This window comes from Deinococcus humi (genome assembly GCF_014201875.1).
Lineage (GTDB): Bacteria > Deinococcota > Deinococci > Deinococcales > Deinococcaceae > Deinococcus > Deinococcus humi.
In genome coordinates this window covers 222703-245136 of sequence record NZ_JACHFL010000001.1, presented here as the reverse complement: position 1 = coordinate 245136, position 22434 = coordinate 222703, and the positions used below count along the sequence as shown (strand labels likewise).

General features: G+C 66.4%; 21 protein-coding genes. 18 read left to right on the top strand and 3 right to left on the bottom strand.

The features are described from left to right. Positions 1–65: 65 nt before the first annotated feature. The 8 genes from HNQ08_RS01255 (at position 66) to HNQ08_RS28055 (ending at position 8675) form a co-directional block, all read left to right on the top strand. The gene (locus tag HNQ08_RS01255; RefSeq protein WP_184127255.1) at positions 66–1037 is read left to right on the top strand and encodes a proline racemase family protein; all 972 of its coding nucleotides are present in this window, start codon (positions 66–68) and stop codon (positions 1035–1037) included. Further along, on the top strand, positions 1034–2152 hold the full coding sequence (locus tag HNQ08_RS01250; protein ID WP_184127253.1) for an NAD(P)/FAD-dependent oxidoreductase: 1119 nt from the start codon (positions 1034–1036) through the stop codon (positions 2150–2152). The genes HNQ08_RS01255 and HNQ08_RS01250 overlap by 4 nt, the downstream gene beginning before the upstream one ends. Further along, positions 2145–2399 (top strand): (2Fe-2S)-binding protein, encoded by a 255-nt coding sequence (locus tag HNQ08_RS01245; protein ID WP_184127251.1) that lies wholly within the window; start codon positions 2145–2147, stop codon positions 2397–2399. The genes HNQ08_RS01250 and HNQ08_RS01245 overlap by 8 nt, the downstream gene beginning before the upstream one ends. Beyond that, positions 2389–3669, top strand: a complete 1281-nt coding sequence (locus HNQ08_RS01240; protein WP_184127249.1) for an FAD-dependent oxidoreductase — start codon at positions 2389–2391, stop codon at positions 3667–3669. The genes HNQ08_RS01245 and HNQ08_RS01240 overlap by 11 nt, the downstream gene beginning before the upstream one ends. 58 nt (positions 3670–3727) lie before the next feature. After that, positions 3728–4651: a dihydrodipicolinate synthase family protein gene (locus tag HNQ08_RS01235; RefSeq protein WP_184127247.1), complete on the top strand. Its 924-nt coding sequence runs from the start codon at positions 3728–3730 to the stop codon at positions 4649–4651. Next, positions 4648–6171 (top strand): aldehyde dehydrogenase (NADP(+)), encoded by a 1524-nt coding sequence (locus tag HNQ08_RS01230; protein WP_184127245.1) that lies wholly within the window; start codon positions 4648–4650, stop codon positions 6169–6171. The genes HNQ08_RS01235 and HNQ08_RS01230 overlap by 4 nt, the downstream gene beginning before the upstream one ends. Before the next feature lie 107 nt (positions 6172–6278). Next, entirely contained in the window at positions 6279–7748 is a 1470-nt protein-coding gene (locus tag HNQ08_RS01225; RefSeq protein WP_184127243.1) for an alpha-amylase family glycosyl hydrolase, read from the top strand. Between the two features lie 96 nt (positions 7749–7844). Further along, positions 7845–8675 (top strand): TipAS antibiotic-recognition domain-containing protein, encoded by an 831-nt coding sequence (locus HNQ08_RS28055; RefSeq protein WP_229789556.1) that lies wholly within the window; start codon positions 7845–7847, stop codon positions 8673–8675. A 38-nt stretch (positions 8676–8713) separates the two neighbouring features. Here the strand turns inward: HNQ08_RS28055 and HNQ08_RS01215 are convergent, their stop codons facing one another. Beyond that, the gene (locus HNQ08_RS01215; protein ID WP_184127241.1) at positions 8714–9409 is read right to left on the bottom strand and encodes an amino acid ABC transporter permease; all 696 of its coding nucleotides are present in this window, start codon (positions 9407–9409) and stop codon (positions 8714–8716) included. Between the two features lie 69 nt (positions 9410–9478). On the opposite strand from HNQ08_RS01215, the gene HNQ08_RS01210 reads away from it, so the two are divergent. The 3 genes from HNQ08_RS01210 (at position 9479) to cysS (ending at position 12779) form a co-directional block, all read left to right on the top strand. After that, positions 9479–10684, top strand: coding sequence for a 23S rRNA (cytosine(2499)-C(5))-methyltransferase (locus HNQ08_RS01210; RefSeq protein ID WP_184127239.1), 1206 nt, complete (start codon positions 9479–9481; stop codon positions 10682–10684). A 16-nt stretch (positions 10685–10700) separates the two neighbouring features. Further along, on the top strand, positions 10701–11126 hold the full coding sequence (locus HNQ08_RS01205) for a hypothetical protein (RefSeq protein ID WP_184127237.1): 426 nt from the start codon (positions 10701–10703) through the stop codon (positions 11124–11126). Positions 11127–11297: 171 nt separating this feature from the next. Beyond that, a complete protein-coding gene (cysS, locus tag HNQ08_RS01200) occupies positions 11298–12779 on the top strand; it encodes a cysteine--tRNA ligase (RefSeq protein ID WP_184127235.1) in 1482 nt (493 codons plus the stop codon). A 73-nt stretch (positions 12780–12852) separates the two neighbouring features. Here the strand turns inward: cysS and HNQ08_RS01195 are convergent, their stop codons facing one another. After that, the gene (locus HNQ08_RS01195) at positions 12853–14187 is read right to left on the bottom strand and encodes an MFS transporter (protein ID WP_229789554.1); all 1335 of its coding nucleotides are present in this window, start codon (positions 14185–14187) and stop codon (positions 12853–12855) included. A 104-nt stretch (positions 14188–14291) separates the two neighbouring features. On the opposite strand from HNQ08_RS01195, the gene HNQ08_RS01190 reads away from it, so the two are divergent. Then, positions 14292–14549, top strand: coding sequence for a hypothetical protein (locus tag HNQ08_RS01190; RefSeq protein ID WP_184127231.1), 258 nt, complete (start codon positions 14292–14294; stop codon positions 14547–14549). Positions 14550–14652: 103 nt separating this feature from the next. On the opposite strand, the gene HNQ08_RS01185 is transcribed toward HNQ08_RS01190, so the two are convergent. Further along, complete coding sequence (locus tag HNQ08_RS01185; protein WP_184127229.1) at positions 14653–15132, bottom strand: DUF420 domain-containing protein; 480 nt, start codon at positions 15130–15132, stop codon at positions 14653–14655. Positions 15133–15406: 274 nt separating this feature from the next. Between HNQ08_RS01185 and HNQ08_RS01180 the strand changes: the two genes are divergently transcribed. The 6 genes from HNQ08_RS01180 (at position 15407) to HNQ08_RS01160 (ending at position 22415) form a co-directional block, all read left to right on the top strand. Then, entirely contained in the window at positions 15407–16387 is a 981-nt protein-coding gene (locus HNQ08_RS01180; protein WP_184127227.1) for a COX15/CtaA family protein, read from the top strand. Then, complete coding sequence (locus HNQ08_RS01175) at positions 16384–17307, top strand: heme o synthase (RefSeq protein WP_184127225.1); 924 nt, start codon at positions 16384–16386, stop codon at positions 17305–17307. The genes HNQ08_RS01180 and HNQ08_RS01175 overlap by 4 nt, the downstream gene beginning before the upstream one ends. 284 nt (positions 17308–17591) lie before the next feature. Beyond that, the gene (gene coxB, locus HNQ08_RS01170) at positions 17592–18908 is read left to right on the top strand and encodes a cytochrome c oxidase subunit II (RefSeq protein ID WP_342355670.1); all 1317 of its coding nucleotides are present in this window, start codon (positions 17592–17594) and stop codon (positions 18906–18908) included. Next, the gene (locus tag HNQ08_RS01165; RefSeq protein ID WP_184127223.1) at positions 18908–21373 is read left to right on the top strand and encodes a cbb3-type cytochrome c oxidase subunit I; all 2466 of its coding nucleotides are present in this window, start codon (positions 18908–18910) and stop codon (positions 21371–21373) included. Before coxB ends, HNQ08_RS01165 begins: the two co-directional genes overlap by 1 nt. A gap of 149 nt (positions 21374–21522) precedes the next feature. Then, the gene (locus HNQ08_RS27815) at positions 21523–21657 is read left to right on the top strand and encodes a hypothetical protein (protein ID WP_268239989.1); all 135 of its coding nucleotides are present in this window, start codon (positions 21523–21525) and stop codon (positions 21655–21657) included. A 68-nt stretch (positions 21658–21725) separates the two neighbouring features. Continuing rightward, a complete protein-coding gene (locus tag HNQ08_RS01160; RefSeq protein WP_184127221.1) occupies positions 21726–22415 on the top strand; it encodes an SCO family protein in 690 nt (229 codons plus the stop codon). Positions 22416–22434 lie beyond the last annotated feature (19 nt).

Sequence of the window (22434 nt, the reverse complement as noted above, 5' to 3'; positions counted from 1 at the left end):
AATTCGGCGGCCAATCCCACGAAGTTCGCCAAGACAGGGGACCCAGGACAGGCGTACCGTGAGGCATGTCGCTCGCCCCCACTTCCGTCTCCACGGTCAGGCACCGGATCAGCTTTGTGGATTCCCATTCGGCGGGCGAGCCGACCCGCGTGGTGCTGGGCGGCTTTCCGGAACTGCCGGGCGAGACCCTGGCGCAGCAGCGCGAGGCCCTGGGGCGCGACTTTGATCGCTGGCGCACCCTGGTCAACCTGGAGCCTCGCGGCAACGATGTCCTGGTCAGTGCGCTGCTGCTGCCGCCCAGGTCGCCGGACTGCGTGGCTGGAGTGATCTATTTCAACAACGCCGGGCCGCTGGGCATGTGCGGCCACGGCACGATGGGCGTGGTGACGACGCTGGCGTACCTGGGGCGCATCGGTCCCGGCGCCCACCGCATCGAGACCCCGGTGGGTGTGGTGACCGCCACCCTGCATGACGATGGCCGCGTCAGCGTGGCGAACGTGCCCGCCTTCCGGCATTTGCAGGACGTGGCGGTCAGCGTGGAAGGGCTGGGCGAGGTGCGCGGCGACGTGGCCTGGGGCGGCAACTGGTTCTTTCTGGTGGACGTGGGAGAGCGGGTTCTGAGCCTGGACACTCTCCCGGCCCTGACCGACGAGACGCTGCGGATTCGTCAGGCCCTGGAGGAGGCGGGGATCACCGGGGAAGGTGGGGCGGAGATCGACCACATCGAGCTGTTCAGCCATGCAGGCGGCGTCAACCGCAACTTCGTGATGTGCCCTGGCGGCGCGTACGACCGCAGCCCCTGCGGCACGGGCACCAGCGCCAAGCTGGCGTGCCTGGCCGCGGACGGCAGACTGGCACCCGGCCAGGTCTGGCGGCAGGAGAGCGTGATCGGCAGCGTGTTCGAGGGGCAGTATTCGTTGCACAGCGGGCAGGTGCATCCCGTCATCACTGGGCGGGCCTTTGTGACCATGCAGGGCGATCTGATCGTGCAGCCCGAAGATCCCTTCGCCTGGGGCATCCGGCCAGGAGAGGGGTGAGCGCCTTGCACGCCATCGTGATTGGCGGCGGCATGGTAGGCGCGGCCTGCGCGGACACCCTGGCGCGCGGCGGCGCACGGGTGACGGTGCTGGAGCCGGGGCCGGTCGGCGGCGGCGCGACGGCGGCGAGCATGGGTCATCTGGTGGTCATGGACGACAGCCCCGCGCAACTGGCCCTGACGGCCCGCAGCCTGGAACTGTGGGAGGCGCTGGCTCCGGCCCTGCCCCCGCAGGCCGACTACCACACCTGCGGCACGCTGTGGGTGGCCAGCGACGACGAGGAACTGGCGGCGGTGGAGCCCAAACGTCAGGCGTATCTGGCGGCGGGCCGCAGGGCGACCCTGCTGACCGCCGCCGAACTGTCCCGCACCGAACCACAGCTGCGTCCCGGACTGGCCGGGGCCCTGCGCGTCCCCGGCGACAGTGTGGTCTACGCTCCGGTGGTGGCCCGGTTTCTGCTGGAGCGGGCGGGCGCAACCTTGCGGCGCGAGGCGGCGATGGCCCTGACCGACGGTGGCGTGCGGCTGGCGGGCGGCGTGGTTCTGCGCGCCGATGTGGTGGTGGTGGCAAACGGCATCGGGGCCGCGGAACTGCTGCCCGAGCTACCGTTGCGGCAGCGCAAGGGCCACCTGCTCATCACCGAACGCGGTGCCCCAGCGGTCAACCATCAGCTTGTCGAACTCGGCTATCTGAAAAGCGCCCATGGAGGAGACGGGGACAGCGTGGCCTTCAACGTGCAGCCACGCCCCACCGGGCAACTGCTGATCGGGTCCAGCCGTCAGTTCGAGCGGCCAGACCGCGACATCGACTGGCCGCTGCTGCGCCGGATGCTGCGCCGCGCCGCCGACTTTCTGCCCGCGCTGGCCCGGACCTCCGCGCTGCGCGTCTGGACCGGACAACGCTGCGCCACGCCCGACCACCTGCCGCTGATCGGGCCGCATCCCCACCTGGACGGCGTGTTCCTGGCAACGGGCCACGAGGGACTCGGCATCACCACGGCGCTGGGAACGGCGGAAGCGCTGGGCGCCCAGCTGTTTGGGGAGCCCTCCGCGTTGCTGGCCCATGATTTCACGCCCGCCCGTTTTGGCCGGGTGCCCGAGGCCATCCATGCCTGAGCTGACGCTGGACGGCCTGCGGGTTACGGCCCGGCCCGGAACGACGGTGCTGGCCGCTCTTCAGAACGCCGGCCTCTCGCCGCTGCGCCGCAGCCTGAGCGGCGAGCCGCGCGGGGCGCTGTGCGGAATGGGAACTTGCTCCGAATGCCGCGCCGTGGTGGACGGCGTGACGGTGCGCACCTGCCTGACGCCCGTGCGCAACGGTCAGGACGTGCGGCGATTGCTGGAGGTGAACCGTGACTTCTGAATGGGAAGTCGTCGTGGTCGGCGCTGGTCCGGCCGGATTGACGGCGGCCCTCGTCGCGGCCCAGGGCGGGCTGCAGGTGCTGCTGCTGGACGCCCAGCCGGGACCGGGCGGCCAGATCTGGCGCGGCGCGGCGGCCGGCCAGAAGGGAGCGGCGGGCGATCTGCTCCGGGAGGTCGCCTCCCACCCGGCCATCACCGTGCTGAGCGGCGCGGAAGTGGTTGCGGCAGAGGCCGGGGGGCGGACACACCTGCTGAGCGTGACCTCTGCGGCTGGGCTGCGTCACCTTCACGCAGAACGAATCATTCTCGCCACCGGGGCCACCGAACGCTTTCTCCCCTTTGACGGCTGGACCTTGCCCGGCGTTGTCGGGGCGGGCGGCCTGCAGGCCATGCACAAGGGCGGGCTGGACGTGCGCGGCCGCCGGGTGGTGGTGGCCGGTTCGGGGCCGCTGCTGCTGGCGGTGGCGGCGGGGCTGCGGCGCGCGGGCGCGCGGGTGCTGGCGGTGGCCGAACAGGCCAGCCTGCCGGACGTGGCGGCCTTCGGCATGGCGGCGGCGCGGCTGCCTGGCAAATCCCGCGAGGCGCTGGCCCTGGCCACCGGATTGCTGGGCGTGCCGTACTGGGCAGACTGCGCCGTGGTGAGTGCCGGTGGGCAGGACCAGCTCCAGAGCGTCACCCTGCGGCGTGGACGGCGCGAAATCACCCTGGACTGCGACTGGCTGGCCGTGGGCTTCGGGCTCGTGCCGGAAACCCGCGTGGCGGCGCTGCTGGGCTGCCCTCTCGATGGTGCGGGCGCGGTTCAGGTCAGTGCCTGGGGGGCCACGGGCGTCCCGGGGGTCTACGCCGCCGGGGAGGTCTGCGGCATCGGCGGCGTGGACGGCGCCCTGTTGGAGGGCTTCGTGGCTGGCTGCGCGGCCAGCGGTCAGATGGAGCGCCTGCGGGATGCGCCGCGCCGCGCCGCGCTTCAGCGCCGCTTTCAGCGCGTGCTGGAACGCTCGTTCGCCCTGCGCCCGGATCGCCTCCCCACACCGTCGCCCACCACCGTCGTCTGTCGCTGCGAGGACGTTCGGCACGGTCAGTTGCAGCCGTTCACGGACTGGACCGCCGCCAAGCTCCAGACCCGCTGCGGCATGGGCGCGTGTCAGGGCCGGGTCTGTGGCCCCGCGTGTGAAACCGTGTATGGCTGGCGTTTTGGCGGTGTGCGCGCCCCGCTGGCGCCGTTGCCGCTGGCCCATCTCCTGGAAGACCCCAGCACCCTGGGTCCGCCGTAACCGCATAAAGCTTCCCGTCTCTTCTCAAACCCATCCCCTCACCCCAAGGAGCCCTGCCATGACCAACACTGCCTCGACCGCCCACCCCTTCCGCGGCGTCTTTCCCGCCATCACCACCCCTTTCAATGCCGACGGCAGCGTCGACCACGGCTTTCTGCGTGAGCACGCCCGCTGGATGATGGCCGCCGGGTGCAGCGGCATGATTCCGCTGGGCTCGCTGGGCGAGACCAACACGCTGGAGATGGACGAGAAGCTGGCGGTGCTGGAAACGCTGGTGGACGCGCTGGACGGCAAGCCTGTGATTCCCGGCATCGCCAGCCTGAGCACGGCGGGCGGCGTGCGGCTGGCCAGAGCGGCGCGGGATGTGGGCTGCGGCGGCCTGATGGCTCTGCCGCCCTACGTATACACCAGTGACTGGCGCGAGATGAAGGCGCACATGGCCGCGCTGGTGGAAGCCACCGAACTGCCGGTGATCCTGTACAACAACCCCGGCGCGTACCGCACCGATTTCCTGGCCCACCAGATCGCCGAGCTGGCCGGGGAGCACGCCAACCTGCGCGGCGTCAAGGAGAGCAGCGGGGACGTGCGCCGCGTCACCGCCCTGCGCGCCGCCCTGCCCGAGTCGGTGGACGTGCTGGTGGGGCTCGACGACGCCATCGTGGAGGGGGTGGCGGCGGGGGCCACCGGCTGGGTCGCGGGCCTGATCAACGCCTACCCCGCCGAGAGCGTGCGCCTGTTCGAACTGGCCCGTGACGGCAGGACGGTGGAGGCCGCCGAACTGTACCGCTGGTTCCTGCCGCTGCTGCGCCTGGACGTGGTGAACAAGTTCGTGCAACTGATCAAATTCGTGCAGGAGGAAACCGGGCACGGCAGCGCCCGCGTCCGCGCCCCCCGGCTGGAACTCACCGACGCCGAGAAGGCCGAAACCCGCGAGATCCTGAACGCCGCGTCCGCGCGCGTGCCTGCGGTCGTGGGCGCATGACCGCCCGCACTTTCCAGGCGACGAATCCGGCCACAGGACAACCGCTGTCACCCGCGTTCCCCGTGACCACCCCCCAGGAGCTGGCAAGCATCGTGGCGGCGGCGAGCGAGGCGGCGAGGGGCTTCGCGGCGAGTGCCCCCCAGCTGCGCGCCGACTTCCTGAACGCCGCCGCCGCCGGCATCGAGGCGCGGGCCGGCGAGCTGATCGCGGCGGCGATGGGGGAGACCGGCCTGCCGGAGGCCCGCTTGCGCGGCGAGGTGGGGCGCACCGCCAACCAGCTGCGCCTGTTCGCGCGGGTGGCGGCAGAGGGCTCATGGGTGGACGCCCGCATTGATCACGGCGACCCGTCCCGCAAGCCGCTCCCCAAACCGGATGTGCGCAGCCTGCGCGTCCCGCTGGGGCCGGTGGCAGTGTTCGGGGCCAGCAACTTTCCGCTGGCCTTCAGCGTGGCCGGAGGCGATACCGCCTCGGCGCTGGCGGCGGGCTGTCCGGTGGTGGTCAAGGCGCACCCGGCGCATCCGGCCACGTCAAGACTGGCCGCAGAGGCCATTCAGGAGGCGGCCGCGCAAGTTGGCCTGCCCGCAGGTGTCTTCGGCATCATTTACGAGGACGGTTACGAGCTGGGCGTGCAACTGGCCCAGCATCCCGACATTCACGCCGTCGGCTTCACCGGCTCCCGCACCGGCGGTCTGGCCCTGGTGGCGGCGGCCCAGGCCCGCGACGTGCCGATCCCGGTCTACGCGGAGATGAGCAGCGTCAATCCCAGTGTGTTTACCCAGGCTGCGCTGGAGGCGAAGGCGGCGGCGCTGGCGGACGGGCTGGCCGTCAGCATCAGCGGTTCGGGCGGTCAGCTGTGCACCCAGCCGGGCCTGCTGTTCGTCCCGGTGGGTCAGGTGGGCGATGAATTCCTGCAACAGGTGGCGGCCAGGCTGGACGCGACGCCGGCCTGCACCCTGCTCACGGGCGGCATTTTGAAGGCCTATCAGCAAGGAGCAGCGGGGCATCTGGCAAAAGCAGGCATCCAGGCCCTGACCCAGGGTGCGGCCACCCAGATCGGGGCACAGCCACAACTGCTCGGCGTCCCTCTCGCCCAGTTCACCGCCGAGCTGGCCGATGAAGTCTTCGGCCCCATCAGTGTGGCGGTGCGTTATGAAGACCTGACCGAGGTCACGCCCGTGCTGGCCGGGCTGGAAGGTCAACTGACGGCCACGCTTCACGCCACGGACGACGAACTGGACGGCCTGTCTGACCTGTTGCACGCTATGGGCACGCGGGCCGGGCGTGTGGTTCTGAACGGCTTCCCGACAGGGGTGGAGGTGGGCCACGCGATGGTCCACGGCGGTCCCTTTCCGGCCACCAGCGACGGGGGCAGCAGCACCAGCGTGGGCAGCCGCGCCATCGAGCGCTTTACGCGACTGCGCGCGTATCAGGACTTTCCCGACCGCGCCCTGCCCCCCGAACTGCAGGACGCCAACCCGCATGGGCTGTGGCGCCTGATGGACGGCGAGCGGACGCGCTGAGGGTGGCGCTGCGCTGAACTCTCGTTGAGGGGCACTGGGGGAGGCAATACCCCCAATGCCCCCTTCTGACTTTCCCATCTGCCGCCCATGCGGGACTAACATGCTGCATGCGAAAAACCATTCTCCTTGGCCTCCTCCTCGGGTCGGCAGGAGCGGCGGCCCAGGGCAACATGCCGCTGTCCTCGTTCGAGGGGCAGGTCATCTATCAGGTCATGCCGGACCGCTTCTCCGATGGGAACGCTGCCAACAACGCGGGTGTCAACCGCGCGGACCCGCGCGCGTGGCACGGCGGCGATCTGGCCGGGCTGACCCAGCGACTGCCCTACATCAAGAAGCTGGGGGCCACCGCCGTCTGGCTGACGCCGATCTACCAGCAGCAGCCCACGAATTCCTTCGACACCGCCCCGTATCACGGGTACTGGCCCGCCGATTTCCGCAAGGTGGACCCTCACTTCGGCACCCTGGCCGATTTCGGGACCTTTGTGCAGGCCGCAGAGGTGGAGGGAATGCGGGTGGTGCTGGATCAGGTCATCAACCATTACGGGTATCTGGCCCCCGCCGTCAGGGAGCATCCGACGTGGTTCAACGGCAAGGTCGAATGTGATGCCTCACGCCTCAAGGACGTTGACTGCCCGCTGGCGGGGCTGCCGGACCTGAAGCAGGGCAATCCCCAGGTGCGTGACCTGCTGCTGGGCAACGCCCGGTTCTGGCGGGATCAGGGCGTGCAGGGCTTCCGTTACGATGCCATCAAGAACGTGGACGGGATGTTCCTGGGCGATCTGCTGGCCGATGACCGCGCCGCCGGGATCTGGACGCTGGGCGAGTGGTACAACGCCGACAGCGGCACGGTGGCCGAGTGGCAGCGCCGGGGCTTCGACAGCCTGTTCCTGTTCAGTCTGCAGGCCGCCATGAAGAACAGCATCATGTCCGGCCAGGGGCTCGACAGCGTGGCCGCCGTGCTCTCCCGGCAGGGAGAACTGCCGCGCCCCGGCGAGGTGGCGCTGTTCCTGGACAACCACGACGTGCCGCGTTTCGCGCAGGGTTCGCTGTTTGAGGACGTGGGCCAGGCACGCACCAAATACGGCCTGCGGGCCATGATGACCCTGCGCGGCGTGCCGGTGATCTGGCAGGGCACCGAGATCGCCATGCGCGGCGGGGCGGACCCCGACAACCGCCGTGACATGCGCTTCGAGGACAAGTGGACGCCCCAGGAGAGGAGTGTGTTCGAGGTGGCCCGGAACGCCATCGCCGTTCGGCAGGCCAGTCCGGCGCTGAGCCGTGGGACGTTGAGCCTCCTGAAAACGCCATCCAGTCTCGCCGACCGGCTGCTGCTGTTCACGCGCGAACAGGATGGCCAGCGGGTGCTGGTGGCCTGGCACGGCGGCAAGGAGCGGCGCAGCTATTCGGTCCGGCTGAGCAGCCTGGGCCTGAAGCTAGACGGCCTGGAGCTGAACAACGGAACCAGCGCCGTCATTCCGACCCTGTTCGCCGGGCAGAACGCCAAGATCCGCGTGAGCAACGGCTTTTTGCATCTGACCCTGCCCCCGGAAGACGCGACCGCTTTCAAGCTGGACTGAGCGCGGCCAGCAGGTCTGCTCGTCCTGTGCTTCTCTATTGTCCTGCCAGTCTGATTCCCTTGACCCTCACGTTACGTCAGCCGTTACGCTGCTGTGGTGCACGACGTGACCCAGATCCCGGAACACAGCGCCGGACAAACCTGGACGGTGGGCGAGGTGGCCCTGCTGACCCGGCTGAGCGTCCGCACGCTGCACCACTACGACGACATCGGGTTGCTGAGGCCCGGTGGGCGGACGGAGGCGGGCTACCGCCTGTACACGCCCGCCGATCTGGCACGGCTATGGCGGGCGCTGAGCTACCGCGAACTGGGGTTTCCCCTGGCCGAGATCACGCGCCTGCTGGACGCTCCGCCCGGCAGCGAGGTGGAGGCACTGCGGACCCAGGTGGCCCTGCTGCGCGAGAAGCAGCGCCGCACCCAGATCGCCCTGGACGCCGCCCTGATCTATCTGAAAGCCGCCGAGCGCGGCGAGGGAGTTCCTATCATGACCAACGCAGAACTGAAGGACCTCTTTGACGGTTTCGATCCTGCCGAACACGAGGCCGAGGCCAATGAACGCTGGGGGGACACCGACGCTTACCGGCAGAGTGCCCGGCGCACCAGCAAGTACAGCAGGGCCGACTGGGAAGCGGTGAAGGCCGAGATGAACGCCATTTCTTCCCGCTATCTGGCCCTGATGTACGCCGGAACGCCGCCGGATTCCCCTGAGGCGAGGGCAGTGGCTGCCGATCACCGCGCCCATCTCTCGGCCCGTTATTACGACGCCTCGCCGGGGATGATGCGCGGACTGGCGCAGATGTGGGTGGCCGACGAACGCTTTACCCGCAATATCGACAGCGCGGGCGAAGGGCTGGCCGCGTACCAGAGCGCGGCGGTGCTGGCATGGGCGGACGAAATGGCGGAGCGGGACGCGGGACGCTCGCAGTAGGAGCTTTCTTCGCCTGCCGTCACCTGCCCGCATCCCTCCTAGATGACCCGCCGTTCCACCCCTACCTGCCCACGCCCCAGCCGCCGTTCCAGCGCCCGGACCAGCCGCGTCAGGCTGAAGGTCAGCAGAAAGTAGATCAGCGCCAGCACGGCGTAGACCTCGAACTGGCGGTAGGTGACCCCGGTGATGTACTTGCCCTGTGCGAATAGCTCCTGCAGGGTCACGGCGCTGGCGAGGCTGCTGCCCAGGATCAGGCTGACAAACTCGTTGCCGAGGGCCGGTAGCGCCACCCGCCACGCCTGCGGCAGCACCACGAAGCGCATCGCCTGCGCGCGGCTCAGCCCCAGGCTGCGGCCCGCCTCGATCTGGCCCAGGGGCACGCTACTCAGACCGCCCCGCACGATCTCGGAGGTGTAGGCCGCCGAGTAAAGGCCCAGGGCCAGCACCGCCGCCGGAAAGCCGCCCAGCGTGAGGCCCAGCGCGGGCAGGCCGTAATACACCACGCTCAGCAGCACGATCAGCGGAATGCCGCGCACCACCTCCACGTAAGCGTTGCCTATCGGCCCCAGCAGCGGCACGCGCAAGACCCGCAGCACCCCCAGCATCGTCCCCAGCACCACGGACACGCCCAGCGCACACACGCTGACCGCCAGCGTGAGGGCCAGCCCTGAGAGCAGCAGGCGCGGGTAGTCGCCCGAGAAGACGGTGCGGAAACCTTCGGCTAGATCGGCCATGCGCCCAGCAGTGTAGGGCCTGGGGCCAGGGACGCCCGCAGCCCCCGGCCCATCTGCTACCCTCCGCGAATGTCCGTCTCCATCCCCGCCCGCCCCCGCCTGCGCCTGCGCGTGACGGCGGCGGCGGAAGGCTACGTGCGTGCCGGCCATCCCTGGGTCTACGAATCCAGCGTGCGCGAGCAGAACCGCGATGGTCAGGCCGGGGAACTGGCGGTGATCTATGACCGTCGGGACCGCTTTCTGGCGATCGGCCTGTATGACCCGCACTCGCCGCTGCGGGTGCGCGTGCTGCATGCCGGCTCCCCGGCCACGCTGGACGACGCCTGGTGGGCCGCCCATCTGGAGACGGCGCTGGCCAGGCGCGCGGCCCTGGCGAACTCGCCGGACACCGACGGCTACCGCGTCCTGAACGGCGAATCCGACGGCTTCGGCGGTCTGGTGGTGGACCGTTATGGCCGCGTGCTGGTCCTCAAGGTCTACACGGCGGCGTGGTTCCCGCATCTGGACCGCCTGCTGGACCTTCTCTCAGAACGTTTCCCGGACTGTGCGATGATCCTGCGCCTCAGCCGCAATATTCAGGCCCACGCGGCAGAGGCAGGACTGTCGGACGGTCAGGTGCTGTTGGGAGAGCTGCCAGAGAACCCCGTCGTCTTTCACGAATCTGGTTTGGCCTTCGAGGCCGATGTGCTGCGCGGCCAGAAAACCGGCTTCTTTCTGGATCAGCGCGAAAACCGGCGGCGGGTAGAGCGGCTCTCGCGGGGCAGGCGGGTGCTGAATGCCTTTTCCTTTTCGGGCGGCTTCTCGCTGTACGCGGCGCGGGGCGGCGCCACACAGGTGGTCAGCTTGGACATCAGCGCTCACGCTTTGGCCGGGGCGGAGCGCAATTTCGCGCTGAATCCGGACCTGACCACGTCACATGAGACCGTACAGGCGGATGTGTTCGAGTGGCTGTCCGGGACCCGCCGCACCTTCGATCTGGTGGTCCTCGATCCACCCTCGCTGGCCCGCCGCGAGACTGAGCGGGCGGGGGCCATTCGCGCTTACGGCAGGCTGGCGGCAGATGGGATCGCGCGGCTGGACAGGGGCGGCATCCTCCTGAGTGCCTCGTGTTCTGCCCACGTCAGCGCCGAGGAATTCTGGGACTCCGTGCGCGCCGCAGCCCAGGCCAGCGGCAGAAAATGGAAGGAACTGGCCACCACCCGCCACGCTCCCGATCACCACGCCTCCTTTGCCGAAGCCGAATACCTGAAGGCGATTTATCTGGAACTGGAGTAAGGGTCTAGGCTGGGATATGGCACACGAAGCAAGCTTTCAGCCATCCCATAGTTGTTTCGTTCTCTATGATCCCCACGCCCACTATGACCCCGACGAAGCCCCGCTTTGGGATCCTCCGGCGGAAGATGATGAGCCGTTAAGTGTTAGAAAAACACAACTATCGGTTTCTTGCTGGGATGAGCGTGATTGGATTTTCACAATATTCGTCGGCATTGAGGTCTTTCCAAATGCTCCCCTGCCCCCATCGGGCGAATGGCCCACTTACGCTGAGGCCATTCTGACGATTGATTCCGGCCTTCTCGCTATGGGAGACATCGTACTTATGGAGAGTCCAGAAATTTACGTTCCGGTGCCACCTGGCCGGGTCTGGCTGCGGGTCGCGGGGCGGCCAAATCCAGAAGGCGGTCTGACCTTTGTGATTCAGGTGTGGCCTGAAGATTGAGTTTGGATTCCGCTCTTCGCCCCTCCATCTGCTAAGCTGCTCCCTATGAAGACCGTGTGTTGCCTCCGATTGCGGTAAAGCAGCCCTCCGTCTGCCGTCCGCGCCCCGACTGCTGTTGTGGCGCGGCTTTTTATTGTCTTCCCATCCTCTCAGCCCGCCAAGGAGCCGCCCGTGACCACCCCCTCTTCCACCACACCGTCCCAGCCCGATTCGGGCATCGTCCTGTACGACACCATGCACCGCCAGAAAGTGCCCTTCGTGCCTACCACGCCGGGGCATGTGGGCATGTACCTATGCGGACCCACCGTCTACAGCGACGCGCACCTGGGACATGCCAAGAAAGAGGTGGCCTTCGACGTGATCCGCCGCGCCTTCATGCATTTCGGCTACGCGGTGCGTTACGTGGCAAACATCACCGACGTGGGCCACCTGCAGGACGACAGCGATGACGGCGAGGACAAGATTGCCAAACGCGCCGCGCTGGAGCGGCTGGAGCCTATGGAGGTGGCCGACAAGTACTTCTGGTCGTTCATGAACGACATGGCCGCCCTGAATGTCCTCCGGCCCAGCATCAATCCGCGCGCCACCGGGCACATCACCGAGCAGATCGCCCTGATTGAGGAACTGATTGAGCGCGGTCACGCCTACGAATCCGAGGGCAGCGTGTATTTCGACGTGCGCAGCTGGCCCGAGTACGGCAAGCTGTCGGGGCGCAAGATCGACGATCAGGAGGAAGGGACCCGCGAGGCGGTGCGCGGCGACAAGCGCGACGCCCGTGACTTTGCGCTGTGGAAGAAGGCGGAAGGCGGCCACATCATGCGCTGGCCTTCCCCGTGGGGCGAGGGCTTTCCGGGCTGGCACATCGAATGCTCGGCCATGAGTCTCAAGTACCTGGGCGAGGGCTTCGACATCCACGGCGGCGGCCTTGACCTGGAATTCCCGCACCACGAGGCCGAGATCGCGCAGGCTGAGGCGGCCGGCCACGCCTTTGCGCGCTACTGGATGCACAACAACATGCTGACCATCGGCGGCGAGAAGATGAGCAAGAGCAAGGGCAACTTCACCACGATTGAGGACGTCTTGAAGCGACATGACCCGATGGTGGTGCGCTTCCTGCTGGTCAGCAGCCACTACCGCTCCATTACCGAATTCAGCGACGCGGCCTTCGAGGCGGCGAAGAACGGTTACCGCCGTCTGAGCGAGACGCTGCACGAGATCGAGCGCCGTCTGGGCGACGCGCCGGACGGGGAGGACGCCGCGCTGGACCGCAAAATCGAGGCGCACGTCAGGGCGTTTGAGGACGCCATGCGTGACGACTTCAATACCCCCAAGGCGGTGGCGGCGCTGTTCGGTCTGAGTGGTGACCTGAACACCGCCCTAGCCGCCGGAACCGTCGGGCGGGCCTCGCTGGAGCGGGCGCGTGACGCTTTCCGCAATCTGGGCGAGGGTGTGCTGGGCCTGTTCGCCGGGGGAGGTACGGCCCAGCAGGACGATTCACAGGTGGTCAGCACCCTGATGGAACTGGTCCTGAAGGCCCGCCAGAACTACCGCCTGAACAAGCAGTACGCCGAATCCGACGAGCTGCGCGACACCCTGACGGCGGTGGGCGTGACCGTGGAAGATACCAAGGACGGCCCGCGCTGGCGGCGCTAGGCCGGACAGTCGAGCGGTCTTGGCAAGCTCAACAGCCGGGCTGGGGTCGAGGCTGAAGGCCCCAGCCCGCCGATCAGAGACGCGGCGCGACGTCTGGCGAAGGCTTGGGTGCCGCCATATCTGCCTCGGGCAGGTCGTGCGGCAGATCATCTTCGATGTCGTCCAGATTCATGGCCCGCAGTTCGGGAGCCAGGTACGCAGTCACACCCACCACGATCAAGGTGACGATGCCGCCCAGCCACACGCTGCGGGCCGTGCCGAGCAGGCTGGCCGCCACGCCGCTCTCGAAAGCGCCCAGTTCATTGCTGGCCCCGATGAACATGCCGCTGACCGAGTTGACCCGTCCGCGCATATGGTCCGGTGCCTTGAGTTGCAACGTGGCGCTGCGGATCACCATGCTGATGCCGTCAAACAGGCCGGTGGCAACCAGCGCGGCCACACTCAGATAGAAATTGTGGGACAGGCCGAAGGTGATGATGCTCACGCCGAAGCCCGCCACCGCCACCAGCAGCGTGCGGCCCGCATTCTTGCCCGGCGGGCGGTGCGTGGCGTACAGCATGACCCCCAGCGCCCCCACGCTTGGGGCGGCCACCATGACGCTCAGGCCAACCGGCCCCACCCGCAGGATATCGGAGGCGAAGATGGGCAGCAGGGCCACCGCGCCCCCGAACAGCACGCTGAAGAGGTCGAGCGCCATGCTGCCCACCAGCACCTGTCGGCCCACCACGAAAGCCAGCCCTTCCTTGATGCTCCGCCAGATTGGCTCGCCGGGAACGAAGCGCGGTTTCGGTTTGGGCTTGACGTAGGCCACGCAGGCCAGCGACACCAGCAGCAACGCGCAGGCCACACCGTACGCACCTGCCGCGCCAACCGAGGCGTACAGCACCCCGCCCAGCGCCGGACCCGTGATGGCCGCCGCCTGCCCTGCACTCGAGCGCCACGCCGAGGCCCGCAGCAGCAACTCGCGCGGCACCACCTGCGCCTGAAAGGCGGGCAGCGCCGGATCGGAAAACCCGCGCGCCACCCCCAGCGTGAAGATCAGGGCCAGGATCGGCCAGATGCCGTTGACGGCGGCGTGCGGCGCGTATAGAGCGAACAGCAGGGCACAGATCACCTCCACCCCAATGGTCATGAGCAGGATGCGGCGGCGGTCATTGCGGTCCGCCACCACGCCGCCGAACAGCGCCAGGCTCAGGGCTGGAATGGCCTCCACCAGTCCCAGGATGCCGAGCGTCAGCGGGTTTTTGGTGATCTGGTACAGCTGGTAGGCCACCGTCAGGGCCACGGCGCGGCTGGCCAGCGTGCTGGTCACGGCGGCCAGCAGCATGGCGCGGAACTCGGGCAGGTGCAGCACGTTCTGGCCGGCGGTGGACTGGCCTGGGGTCTGCGGTTCAGGCGTGAGGCTCACCCGCGCAGTGTAGGCCTGTGCGGGCGTCTCTCCCCAGGTGACAGAGGGAGCCCTGCTCTGGCCGTGGAACATTCTTCTTTACTGCCATCGCGTATTCTGAAGGGATGCTGATTCTGGAAGGAAAATATGTGGTGCAGCCAAACAAGAAGCTGGCGATCTACGCCGAGGGCAAGACGCTGCCCGCCGGTACATTGGAAAGCGATATCGAGGCTTTGCAGAAAAACTGCCAGGGCCAGGGCCGCTGCGACGTGCAGGTCAACACCCAGCACGGCATCATGCGCGGCACACTGATCGAGAAGAAGCCTTACAAGTTCAGCGGCTGGCACTTCGAGGGCCATCTGGCGTTCCCGCCTAAAGCCTGACCCAGTCAGGTCTCAGATCGGCTGGAGGTACAGCCCAGCTGTACAAAGCGCCGCTCCAGGTTCCGTTTGTCGGGATCGGAGTGGCGCTTCTTGTGGGCCGGTGTTACCCGGTGACCACCTCGCCCCATCGGCCCAGCACCAGGTAGATGATCCAGCCTGTCACCGCCACGTACAGCCACACCGGCACGGTCCAGCGCACCCACGCACGGTGGCGGTTGAAGTAGGGGCGGGCGGCGGGCGCTTCGATATTCTCGAGCGTTCCGGCCCGCTTCAGGCCATTCCAGGCGTTCCACAGGGCCACCAGGGCCAGCGGCAGATTGGCGGCGGCCAGGATGATGTGGCTGATGAGGAGAATGTAGTACGCAGGCCGCCACTCCTGCGGCCCGGTGAAGACCTTCTCGTAGCCCAGGCCCAGACGGGTCAGGTACAGCACCAGAAAGACCGTGGCCAGGGCGCTGGCGGTGAGCATGGCGCGCATGTGCCACACGCGCCTGCCCGTGCGAATAAAGTACACGCCCGTACACAGGGCGATTCCACTCAAAACGATCATGATGACCGCCCACTCGTTGATGATTGCTGCCATATCACCGGGCAGTCTAGGGCCGGGCTGTGGGCGGGATGGCCCGGACGAAGGGGTGAGTCGGGTGACCCAAGGAGTCGCGGCAAGGGGTAAGGCGAGAGGACAGGTCCTTGAGCCCCTTGTGCCCCAGGACCCTAGAGGTTTGTGCCGCCCAATTCCCAGTGGGGGACAATCCGCCGCCGGTATAGGCGAGTAGAATATGTTCTGTCATTCGCTGCCCGGTCTCTGACAGCTTTCATGCGTGGCAGAGCACCGGGCGACAAGGGAAGGTGAGGAGTTGAGCAGAACGCTGACTGCCCCGCGCACGCTGCCGGGGGTGTGGTTGCCCCGGCTGGCCTGGGGGGCGCTGGCCTACAACGTATTGGTAATCCTGTGGGGTGCGGTGGTGCGTTTGACCGGGGCCGGGGCCGGTTGCGGGGACCACTGGCCTCTGTGTAATGGTGTGGTGGTGCCGCAGAATCCGACACTTCACACGGTGATCGAATTCAGTCATCGTCTGACCAGCGGCGTGAGCGGGCTGCTGGCCATCGCGCTGGTGGCGCTGGCCTTTCTGGTCACCGGGCCCGGCCATCCGGCCCGTTTCGGCGCGCTGCTCAGCCTGGGCCTGATTTTTCTGGAAGGGCTGGTGGGCGGCGTGCAGGTGCTGCTGGGTCTGACCGCGCAGAGCACCGATCCGGCGCGCGGCTTCGTGCAGGGTATTCATCTGGCCAACACCTTCCTTCTGCTGGGAGCGCTCCTGCTGACCGCGCTGTGGGCCTTGGGCAAACCGCGCCTGCGACTGCGCGGGCAGGGACTGGCCGGGCTGTGGAGTTTCACCGGCCTGGGCCTGGTGCTGGTGCTGGGCATGGCGGGCGCAGTGACGGCCCTGGGCGATCTGCTGTTCCTGCCCGCCGACGGCACTCCGGTCGACACGGTGCGGCGCGATTTTGCGGCCACGGCGGGCGTGATCGAGAACCTGCGTGTCGTTCATCCCATGCTGGCGGTGTTGACGGCGGCCTTCCTGGTGTGGCTGGGTCTGTTCCTGCGCCGTGAGCGCCCCTCGGCAGAGGTAAGTCGCTGGAGCCTGTACATGTGGAGTGTCCTGGGTCTTCAGATGGTCGCGGGCTTCGCCAACGTGGCGTTCAAGGCCCCGGCGTGGATGCAACTGACCCACCTGCTGCTGGCCTGCGCGCTGTGGCTGGCCGCCGTGATGCTGACCTACCATGCACTGACGGCGCTGCGGGCCACCCGCCCGGCTCTGTCGGGGGTGGCGGCATGACGACCACCCGACTGTCCGGAACACCCACTCGGGCCGGCTGGCGCGATTATCTGGCGCTGACCAAACCCAAGGTGATCTCGCTGCTGTTGTGGACCACCGTCGCGGCCATGTTCATGGCGGCGCGCGGGTGGCCGGGGCTGTGGCTGCTGATCGTGGTCAGCGTCGCCGGGTTCATGTCCGCCGGGTCGGCGGGCGTGTTCAACATGATTATCGACCGCGACATCGACATCAAGATGGCGCGCACGGCCAAGCGGCCCACCACCAGCGGGCTGATCAGCTCCCGCGACGCGGCCATCTTCGGCACCTCACTGCAACTCCTGTCGTTCATCATGCTGTGGGTCTGGGGCTCACCCCTGGCTGCGTGGATGAGCCTGGCGGGCTTTGTGACCTACGTGGTCGTCTATTCGATGCTGCTCAAACGGCATACCTGGCATAACATCGTGCTGGGTGGGGCCGCCGGCTGCTTTCCTCCGCTGGTGGGCTGGGCCGCCGTCACAGGCGACCTCAATCTGTTCGCATGGTTCCTGTTCGCGATCATCTTCTTCTGGACGCCGGTGCATTTCTGGGCACTGGCCCTGATGATCAAGGACGAGTACCGTGAGGTGGGCATTCCCATGCTGCCGGTGGTGCACGGTGACAAGCTGACCGTGGCGCAGATCGGGCTGTACGCTATCTATACGGTGGTGCTGTCACTGATGCCGGTGCTGCTGCATGAGGTCGGTGCGATCTACATCATCAGCGCGGCGGCGCTGGGCGGCTGGCTGCTGACGCTGTCATGGCGGCTGTACAAGCACATTTTTGCGGGCAACAAGGTCGAGCGCAAGGTGGCTGTGCCGCTGTATCTGTACTCGATGCTGTATCTGGCGATCTTGTTCGTCATGGGCGCGGTGGACCGCATCGTCTTCGCACATCTGGGCTGAAACTTCCCTAACCAGACGCGCCCGTGAGGAGAACAGGGCACGAAATACTCCGCTCCAGCAGCGGAGTAAGGACACTTGCCCACCCGGACCTCTGCTTAAATAGGGGCAACGCTTGACCGTTCGGTCAGTCCCGCCCGGTTACGGGTGTCGGGGCGTGGCAGCAAACTCCCAATCTGCCGCGTGAGGCGTTAAACTGCCGGTGATTCAAAGAAGACAGCACGGGAAAAGTCCCACAGCGCTAGAGCCGGAACACAGGATTCAGGGCACAGGATAAGGAGCGGAAGTTGAATACCATACACCGTCACAGCGGCCAGTCTCAGGGGGGGCACCCGCCTCATGGGAAGTCGGGGGCAGCAGCCAGGGAGAGACTGCGGCGCAATCTTGGGTACGGCGTCATGGCTGGCCTGGGCGTGACGCTGCTCAGCGGATGCGGCTCGCGGCAGCTGATCAGCATGGGCGATCTGGCGTCGGGCTTCAATCGGGAAGTTGCGTTCATGAGTATCTTCGCCATCGTCATGTCGGTCATTATTTTCGTGGCCGTGTCCTACGCACTTTTTTACACTGTCAACAAATTCCGTGACGATAAGAACACCGCACCGCCTGCGCAGTTCCACGGCAACAATCGTCTGGAAGTGATCCTGGTGGTGGTGCCGGTGATTATCGTTATGGCGCTGGCGGTGCTGACCGTGCGCAGCATGGCGATCCTCAATCCCGTGCCAGACCAGGCCAGCAAGATTGACGTGCTGGCCCGGCAGTTCTGGTGGAACTTCTCGTATCCTGAGGTCAAGGCGGATGCGGGTGGCAACGTGACCAACGGCAACGAGATGATCATGCCGACCAAGCAGAGTGTGGCACTGACCATTACCAGCGGTGACGTGATCCACGGATTCTGGGCACCGAACATCGGTGGGCAGCGTGCGGCCATGCCCGCCACCCTCAAGACCTGGAACGTGGACATCGACCGCGCCGCCGTCTATCAGGGTAACTGTACGCAGTTGTGCGGCGCCAGCCATGCCAACATGCGCTACAAGGTCATCGCCCTGGATCAGGCCCGCTACAACAGCTTCCTCGCGGCGGCCAAAGCCTACCGGGCTCCCGAACCTGCCGCAGACAGCGCTGAAGCGCGTGGCTACGCGATCTTTATGCAGGGCAAACCCGCGACTGGTGCGCTGGCCTGCGCCGCCTGCCACCGTATTCAGGGCACCACGGCGGCGGGCGTAGCTGGTCCAGACCTGAGCTTCTTCGGGACCCGCCGTACCCTGGGCGCGGGGATGTGGGAGTTCATGGAAGAAGAACACTGGGAAACTCCAAGGGCTAAAGAGATCTTGCATGCCTGGATCAAGCACAGCCCCTACGTCAAACCCGGCAGCCTGATGCCCACTTATGACGGCAGCGAATACACGGCCAACGGCAAGCAGGTCAAGGGCGGCGTCCTGACCGATGAGGAAATTGACGACGTGGCCGCTTATCTGCGGACCCTCAAGTTGCCCGAAGAGGCCAACTACTGGAACGACACGCCCGTCTACGGTTCATCGGACGCGGCTCAAAATGCCTCTGCCCAAATTGCAAAGACTTCCAGCCCCGTACCGGGAGGTAAGTAGTGACCATCCAGGCTCCACAGCAAGTTCCCAGTCACGCGCCCTCCGCGCGGCCCAGCGCCTGGGAAATCCTCAAAGATTACATGATGACCACCGATCACAAGAAGATCGGGACGCTCTACATCCTCACCAGCCTGATCGGTTTCGCCCTTGCAGGCATCCTGGCCGTCGGCCTGCGCATTCAGCTGGCGGTGCCGGACAACACCTTCCTGGTGGGCAACACCTATAACCAGGTGCTGACCGTACACGCCGCACTGATGATCTTCTTCTTCCTGATTCCGATCGGCCTGTTCGGTTTCGGCAACTGGTTCCTGCCGCTGCAACTGGGCGTGCGCGACGTGGCGCTGCCACGCGTGAACACCTTCGCGGTGTGGCTGTTCATCTTCAGCCTGGTGCTGGTGGTGACCTCCCTCGTCAACGGCGGCGCTCCCGGCGTCGGCTGGACGTTCTATTACCCCCTGTCAGTAGATGCCAACCAGACCGGCGTGTCGATGTTGATGGTCGCGCTGACCCTCAACGGCATCGCCTCACTGCTGGGCAGTGCCAACTTCGCGGCCACCATCGTGAACATGCGTGCCCCCGGCATGAGCCTGTGGAAAATGCCGATCTTCTGCTGGGCGATCTTCTCCACCTCCATCCTGCAGCTGATCTCGCTGGGCGGCCTGACGGCGGCGGCGCTGGTCACCTACCTGGAAATCAAGCTGGGCCTGAGCATGTTCAACCCGGGCATCGGCGGCGTGCCGGTCATGTTCCAGCAGTTCTTCTGGTTCTACTCGCACCCCGCCGTGTACGTGATGTTGCTGCCCTATCTGGGCATTGGCGCTGAAGTCGCTTCCACCATGGCCCGCAAGCCGCTGTTCGGCTACCGCGTGATGGTCTACTCGCTGCTGGGCATCGTGCTGGTTTCTCTGCTGGTGTGGGCGCACCACATGTTCGCCGTGGGTCTGCCCGAGTCCTGGCAGATCGCCTTCATGATCGCCACGCTGATCGTGGCTGTGCCCACTGGGGTCAAGATCTTCAACCTGATCGGCACGCTGTACGGCGGGCGGATCATCATGAAGACCCCCACGTACTGGCTGGTCGGCTTTATCTTCAACTTCCTGATCGGCGGGATCACGGGCGTCGCGCTGGGCATGATTCCCTTCGACTATCAGGTCACGATGTCCTACTTCGTCGTGGCTCACTTCCACAACGTCATGATGTTCGGCACGGCGTTCCTGGCCTTCGCGGGTCTGTACTACTGGTGGCCCAAGATGACCGGGCGCTTCATGGACGAGAAGCTGGGCCTGTGGCACTTCTGGCTGTTCATGGTTGGCTCGTGGCTGACCTTCCTGCCGCAGTACATCCTGGGGTTGCTGGGCATGCCCCGCCGTTACTACACCTACCCCGCAGGCAACTTCGCCTGGACCGAACTGAACTTCATCTCCACGCTGGGCGCGCTGACGCTGCTGGCCGGGGGCGCCGTGTGGTGGTGGAACATCTACGTCACCGCCAAGAAGCCCATGACCGCTTCGAACAACCCCTGGGGCGGCTTCACGCTGGAGTGGACCTCTTCCAGCCCGCCTGCCGCGTACAACTTCGCCCACGAATTCCCCACCACCTTTCCCACCGAGCGTCCCCTGTACGACTGGGAGAAGAATGGCGACACCCTGACCCCGGTGGACCCCAAGACCATTCACCTGCCGCAGGACAGCATCTGGCCCTTCGTGACGGCTGTGGGCCTGCTGTTGATGGGCTACGGACTAAGCTTCGGCTGGTTCACCAACTACACGCCGGCTGGCGGCCTGCAACCCTTCTTCGAAGCCTCTGCCGGCCACGTCTTCGCCAGCCTAGTGCTGTATCTCAGCTTCCCGGTGTTCCTGTGGGGCCTGTTCAAGTGGGCCGGAACGCGTGAGTACGCTGTGCCGGTCGCGCACCACCACCTGACCAAGTACGACAACGGCTTCATGGGCATGGCGTGGTTCATCATCTCCGAAATCGGCCTGTTCGGCGTGTTGATCGCCGGGTACGTGTACCTGCGCGTCACCGGGCTGGCCGAGCCGCCCGCCCTGCGTCCCAACGTCTGGCTGGCCGCGCTGAACACCCTGATCCTGGTGTCGTCCTCGTTCGTGATCCACCGCGCCGAGCAGGACAACCACCACGGCAAGCTCACCCGCTTCCGTCTGGGCCTGTTCGTGACGCTGCTGCTGGGCGCGGCCTTCATGCTCTTCCAGGTCTACGAATTCTCGCTGTTCGGTGCGGAGAGCGACTGGAGACAGAACCTGTGGCAGTCGTGCTTCTTCATCATCGTTGGCCTGCACGGTCTGCACATCCTGATCGGCGGGACTGGTGTGGCGCTGCCCTACTACCAGGCCATGACCGGCAAGATGGACAAGTACAATCACGGCTCCATTACCCCCGCCAGCCTGTACTGGCACCTGGTGGACGTGGTGTGGCTGCTGATCGTGGCGATCTTCTACGCGTGGTAGACCCATTGTAGAAAGCCAGAGAAGCAGGGTGGGGAGGGCAGAGATGCTCTCCCCACCTCTTTTTGCTGGAACGCGAGGTCTGGCCGACGAACTGGCGCTGGCGGATCTGGGCGCTCCTGCGTTGTTTCTGCTGTGCAAGCGAGTGCAACATGACCGGACGGATTCCGGCCTCGCCCCTAACCGGTCTGGCGACCCTGGCGTCGCTGGTTCTGCCTACAACGCGCGTGACGCCGCTGGCCACCGGAATATTGATCGTGGTGGAAGTTTGGATGCATGGCTGCTGAATTGATAAGGGCCTCTGTCTTCAACGTCTGGGACACGCCGCCCGCCCGCCCCGCCCTAGCCTGAACATATGAAGTGGTTGACGGGCATCTTGTTGGGAATCGCGGTGATTCTGGGCGGCCTGCTGTTTGTGCGGCAGTCCGATCCCGGGGTGACGGGGGGCACGGCGCTGGACCATCCGGTGGCCCTGCCCGCGCTGAACCTTGTCAATGATCGGGGCGAGGCGACGACGCTGGCCCACGGCGACGGGCGCTTGCGGCTGATCTTCTACGGCTTCGTGCGCTGCCCGGACGTGTGCCCGGCCACGCTGGCAAGCCTGAAGAACAGCTACGAATTGCTGACGCCGCAGCAGCAACAGGAACTTCAGATCCAGTTCATCACGGTGGACCCCGTCTTTGACACACCACAAAAAGTGCGGGCGTACCTGGACCGCTTCGAGCCAGCCTTCACCGGATTGACGGGGAACGCCGACACCATTGATGAGGCCGCCAGGGATATGTTCGTGGCCAATGTCAAGCCTCAGCCCGTGGTGGAGGTAGACCACAGCGCACACCTGGCTGCTCCGGCAGGTTCTGGGGCGGACAACGCGGCAGCGGCCGGAGCGGGGGCAGGCGAGGCTGCCCGCATCCACGGCGATCAGGTCAGCGTGGTAGATGCGCAGGGTCAATTCGTGCGCGTCTACAGCAATCTGGAAGTGATCGGCGGCGCGTTACAGCAGGATTTGCCGGGGCTGATCCGGAAGTATGGTGGAGGAGGCTGAAGCCGGGCGGCCTGCAACC

Coding starts and splice junctions, on each gene's coding strand:
- HNQ08_RS27815 (WP_268239989.1), top strand. CDS start 21,523: ATGACCGGACGGATTCCGGCCTCGCCCCTAACCGGTCTGGCGACCCTG.
- HNQ08_RS01245 (WP_184127251.1), top strand. CDS start 2,145: ATGCCTGAGCTGACGCTGGACGGCCTGCGGGTTACGGCCCGGCCCGGA.
- HNQ08_RS01235 (WP_184127247.1), top strand. CDS start 3,728: ATGACCAACACTGCCTCGACCGCCCACCCCTTCCGCGGCGTCTTTCCC.
- HNQ08_RS01205 (WP_184127237.1), top strand. CDS start 10,701: ATGGCACACGAAGCAAGCTTTCAGCCATCCCATAGTTGTTTCGTTCTC.
- HNQ08_RS01255 (WP_184127255.1), top strand. CDS start 66: ATGTCGCTCGCCCCCACTTCCGTCTCCACGGTCAGGCACCGGATCAGC.
- HNQ08_RS01225 (WP_184127243.1), top strand. CDS start 6,279: ATGCGAAAAACCATTCTCCTTGGCCTCCTCCTCGGGTCGGCAGGAGCG.
- HNQ08_RS01185 (WP_184127229.1), bottom strand. CDS start 15,132: ATGGCAGCAATCATCAACGAGTGGGCGGTCATCATGATCGTTTTGAGT.
- HNQ08_RS01215 (WP_184127241.1), bottom strand. CDS start 9,409: ATGGCCGATCTAGCCGAAGGTTTCCGCACCGTCTTCTCGGGCGACTAC.
- HNQ08_RS01175 (WP_184127225.1), top strand. CDS start 16,384: ATGACGACCACCCGACTGTCCGGAACACCCACTCGGGCCGGCTGGCGC.
- HNQ08_RS01210 (WP_184127239.1), top strand. CDS start 9,479: ATGTCCGTCTCCATCCCCGCCCGCCCCCGCCTGCGCCTGCGCGTGACG.
- HNQ08_RS01230 (WP_184127245.1), top strand. CDS start 4,648: ATGACCGCCCGCACTTTCCAGGCGACGAATCCGGCCACAGGACAACCG.
- HNQ08_RS01160 (WP_184127221.1), top strand. CDS start 21,726: ATGAAGTGGTTGACGGGCATCTTGTTGGGAATCGCGGTGATTCTGGGC.
- HNQ08_RS01190 (WP_184127231.1), top strand. CDS start 14,292: ATGCTGATTCTGGAAGGAAAATATGTGGTGCAGCCAAACAAGAAGCTG.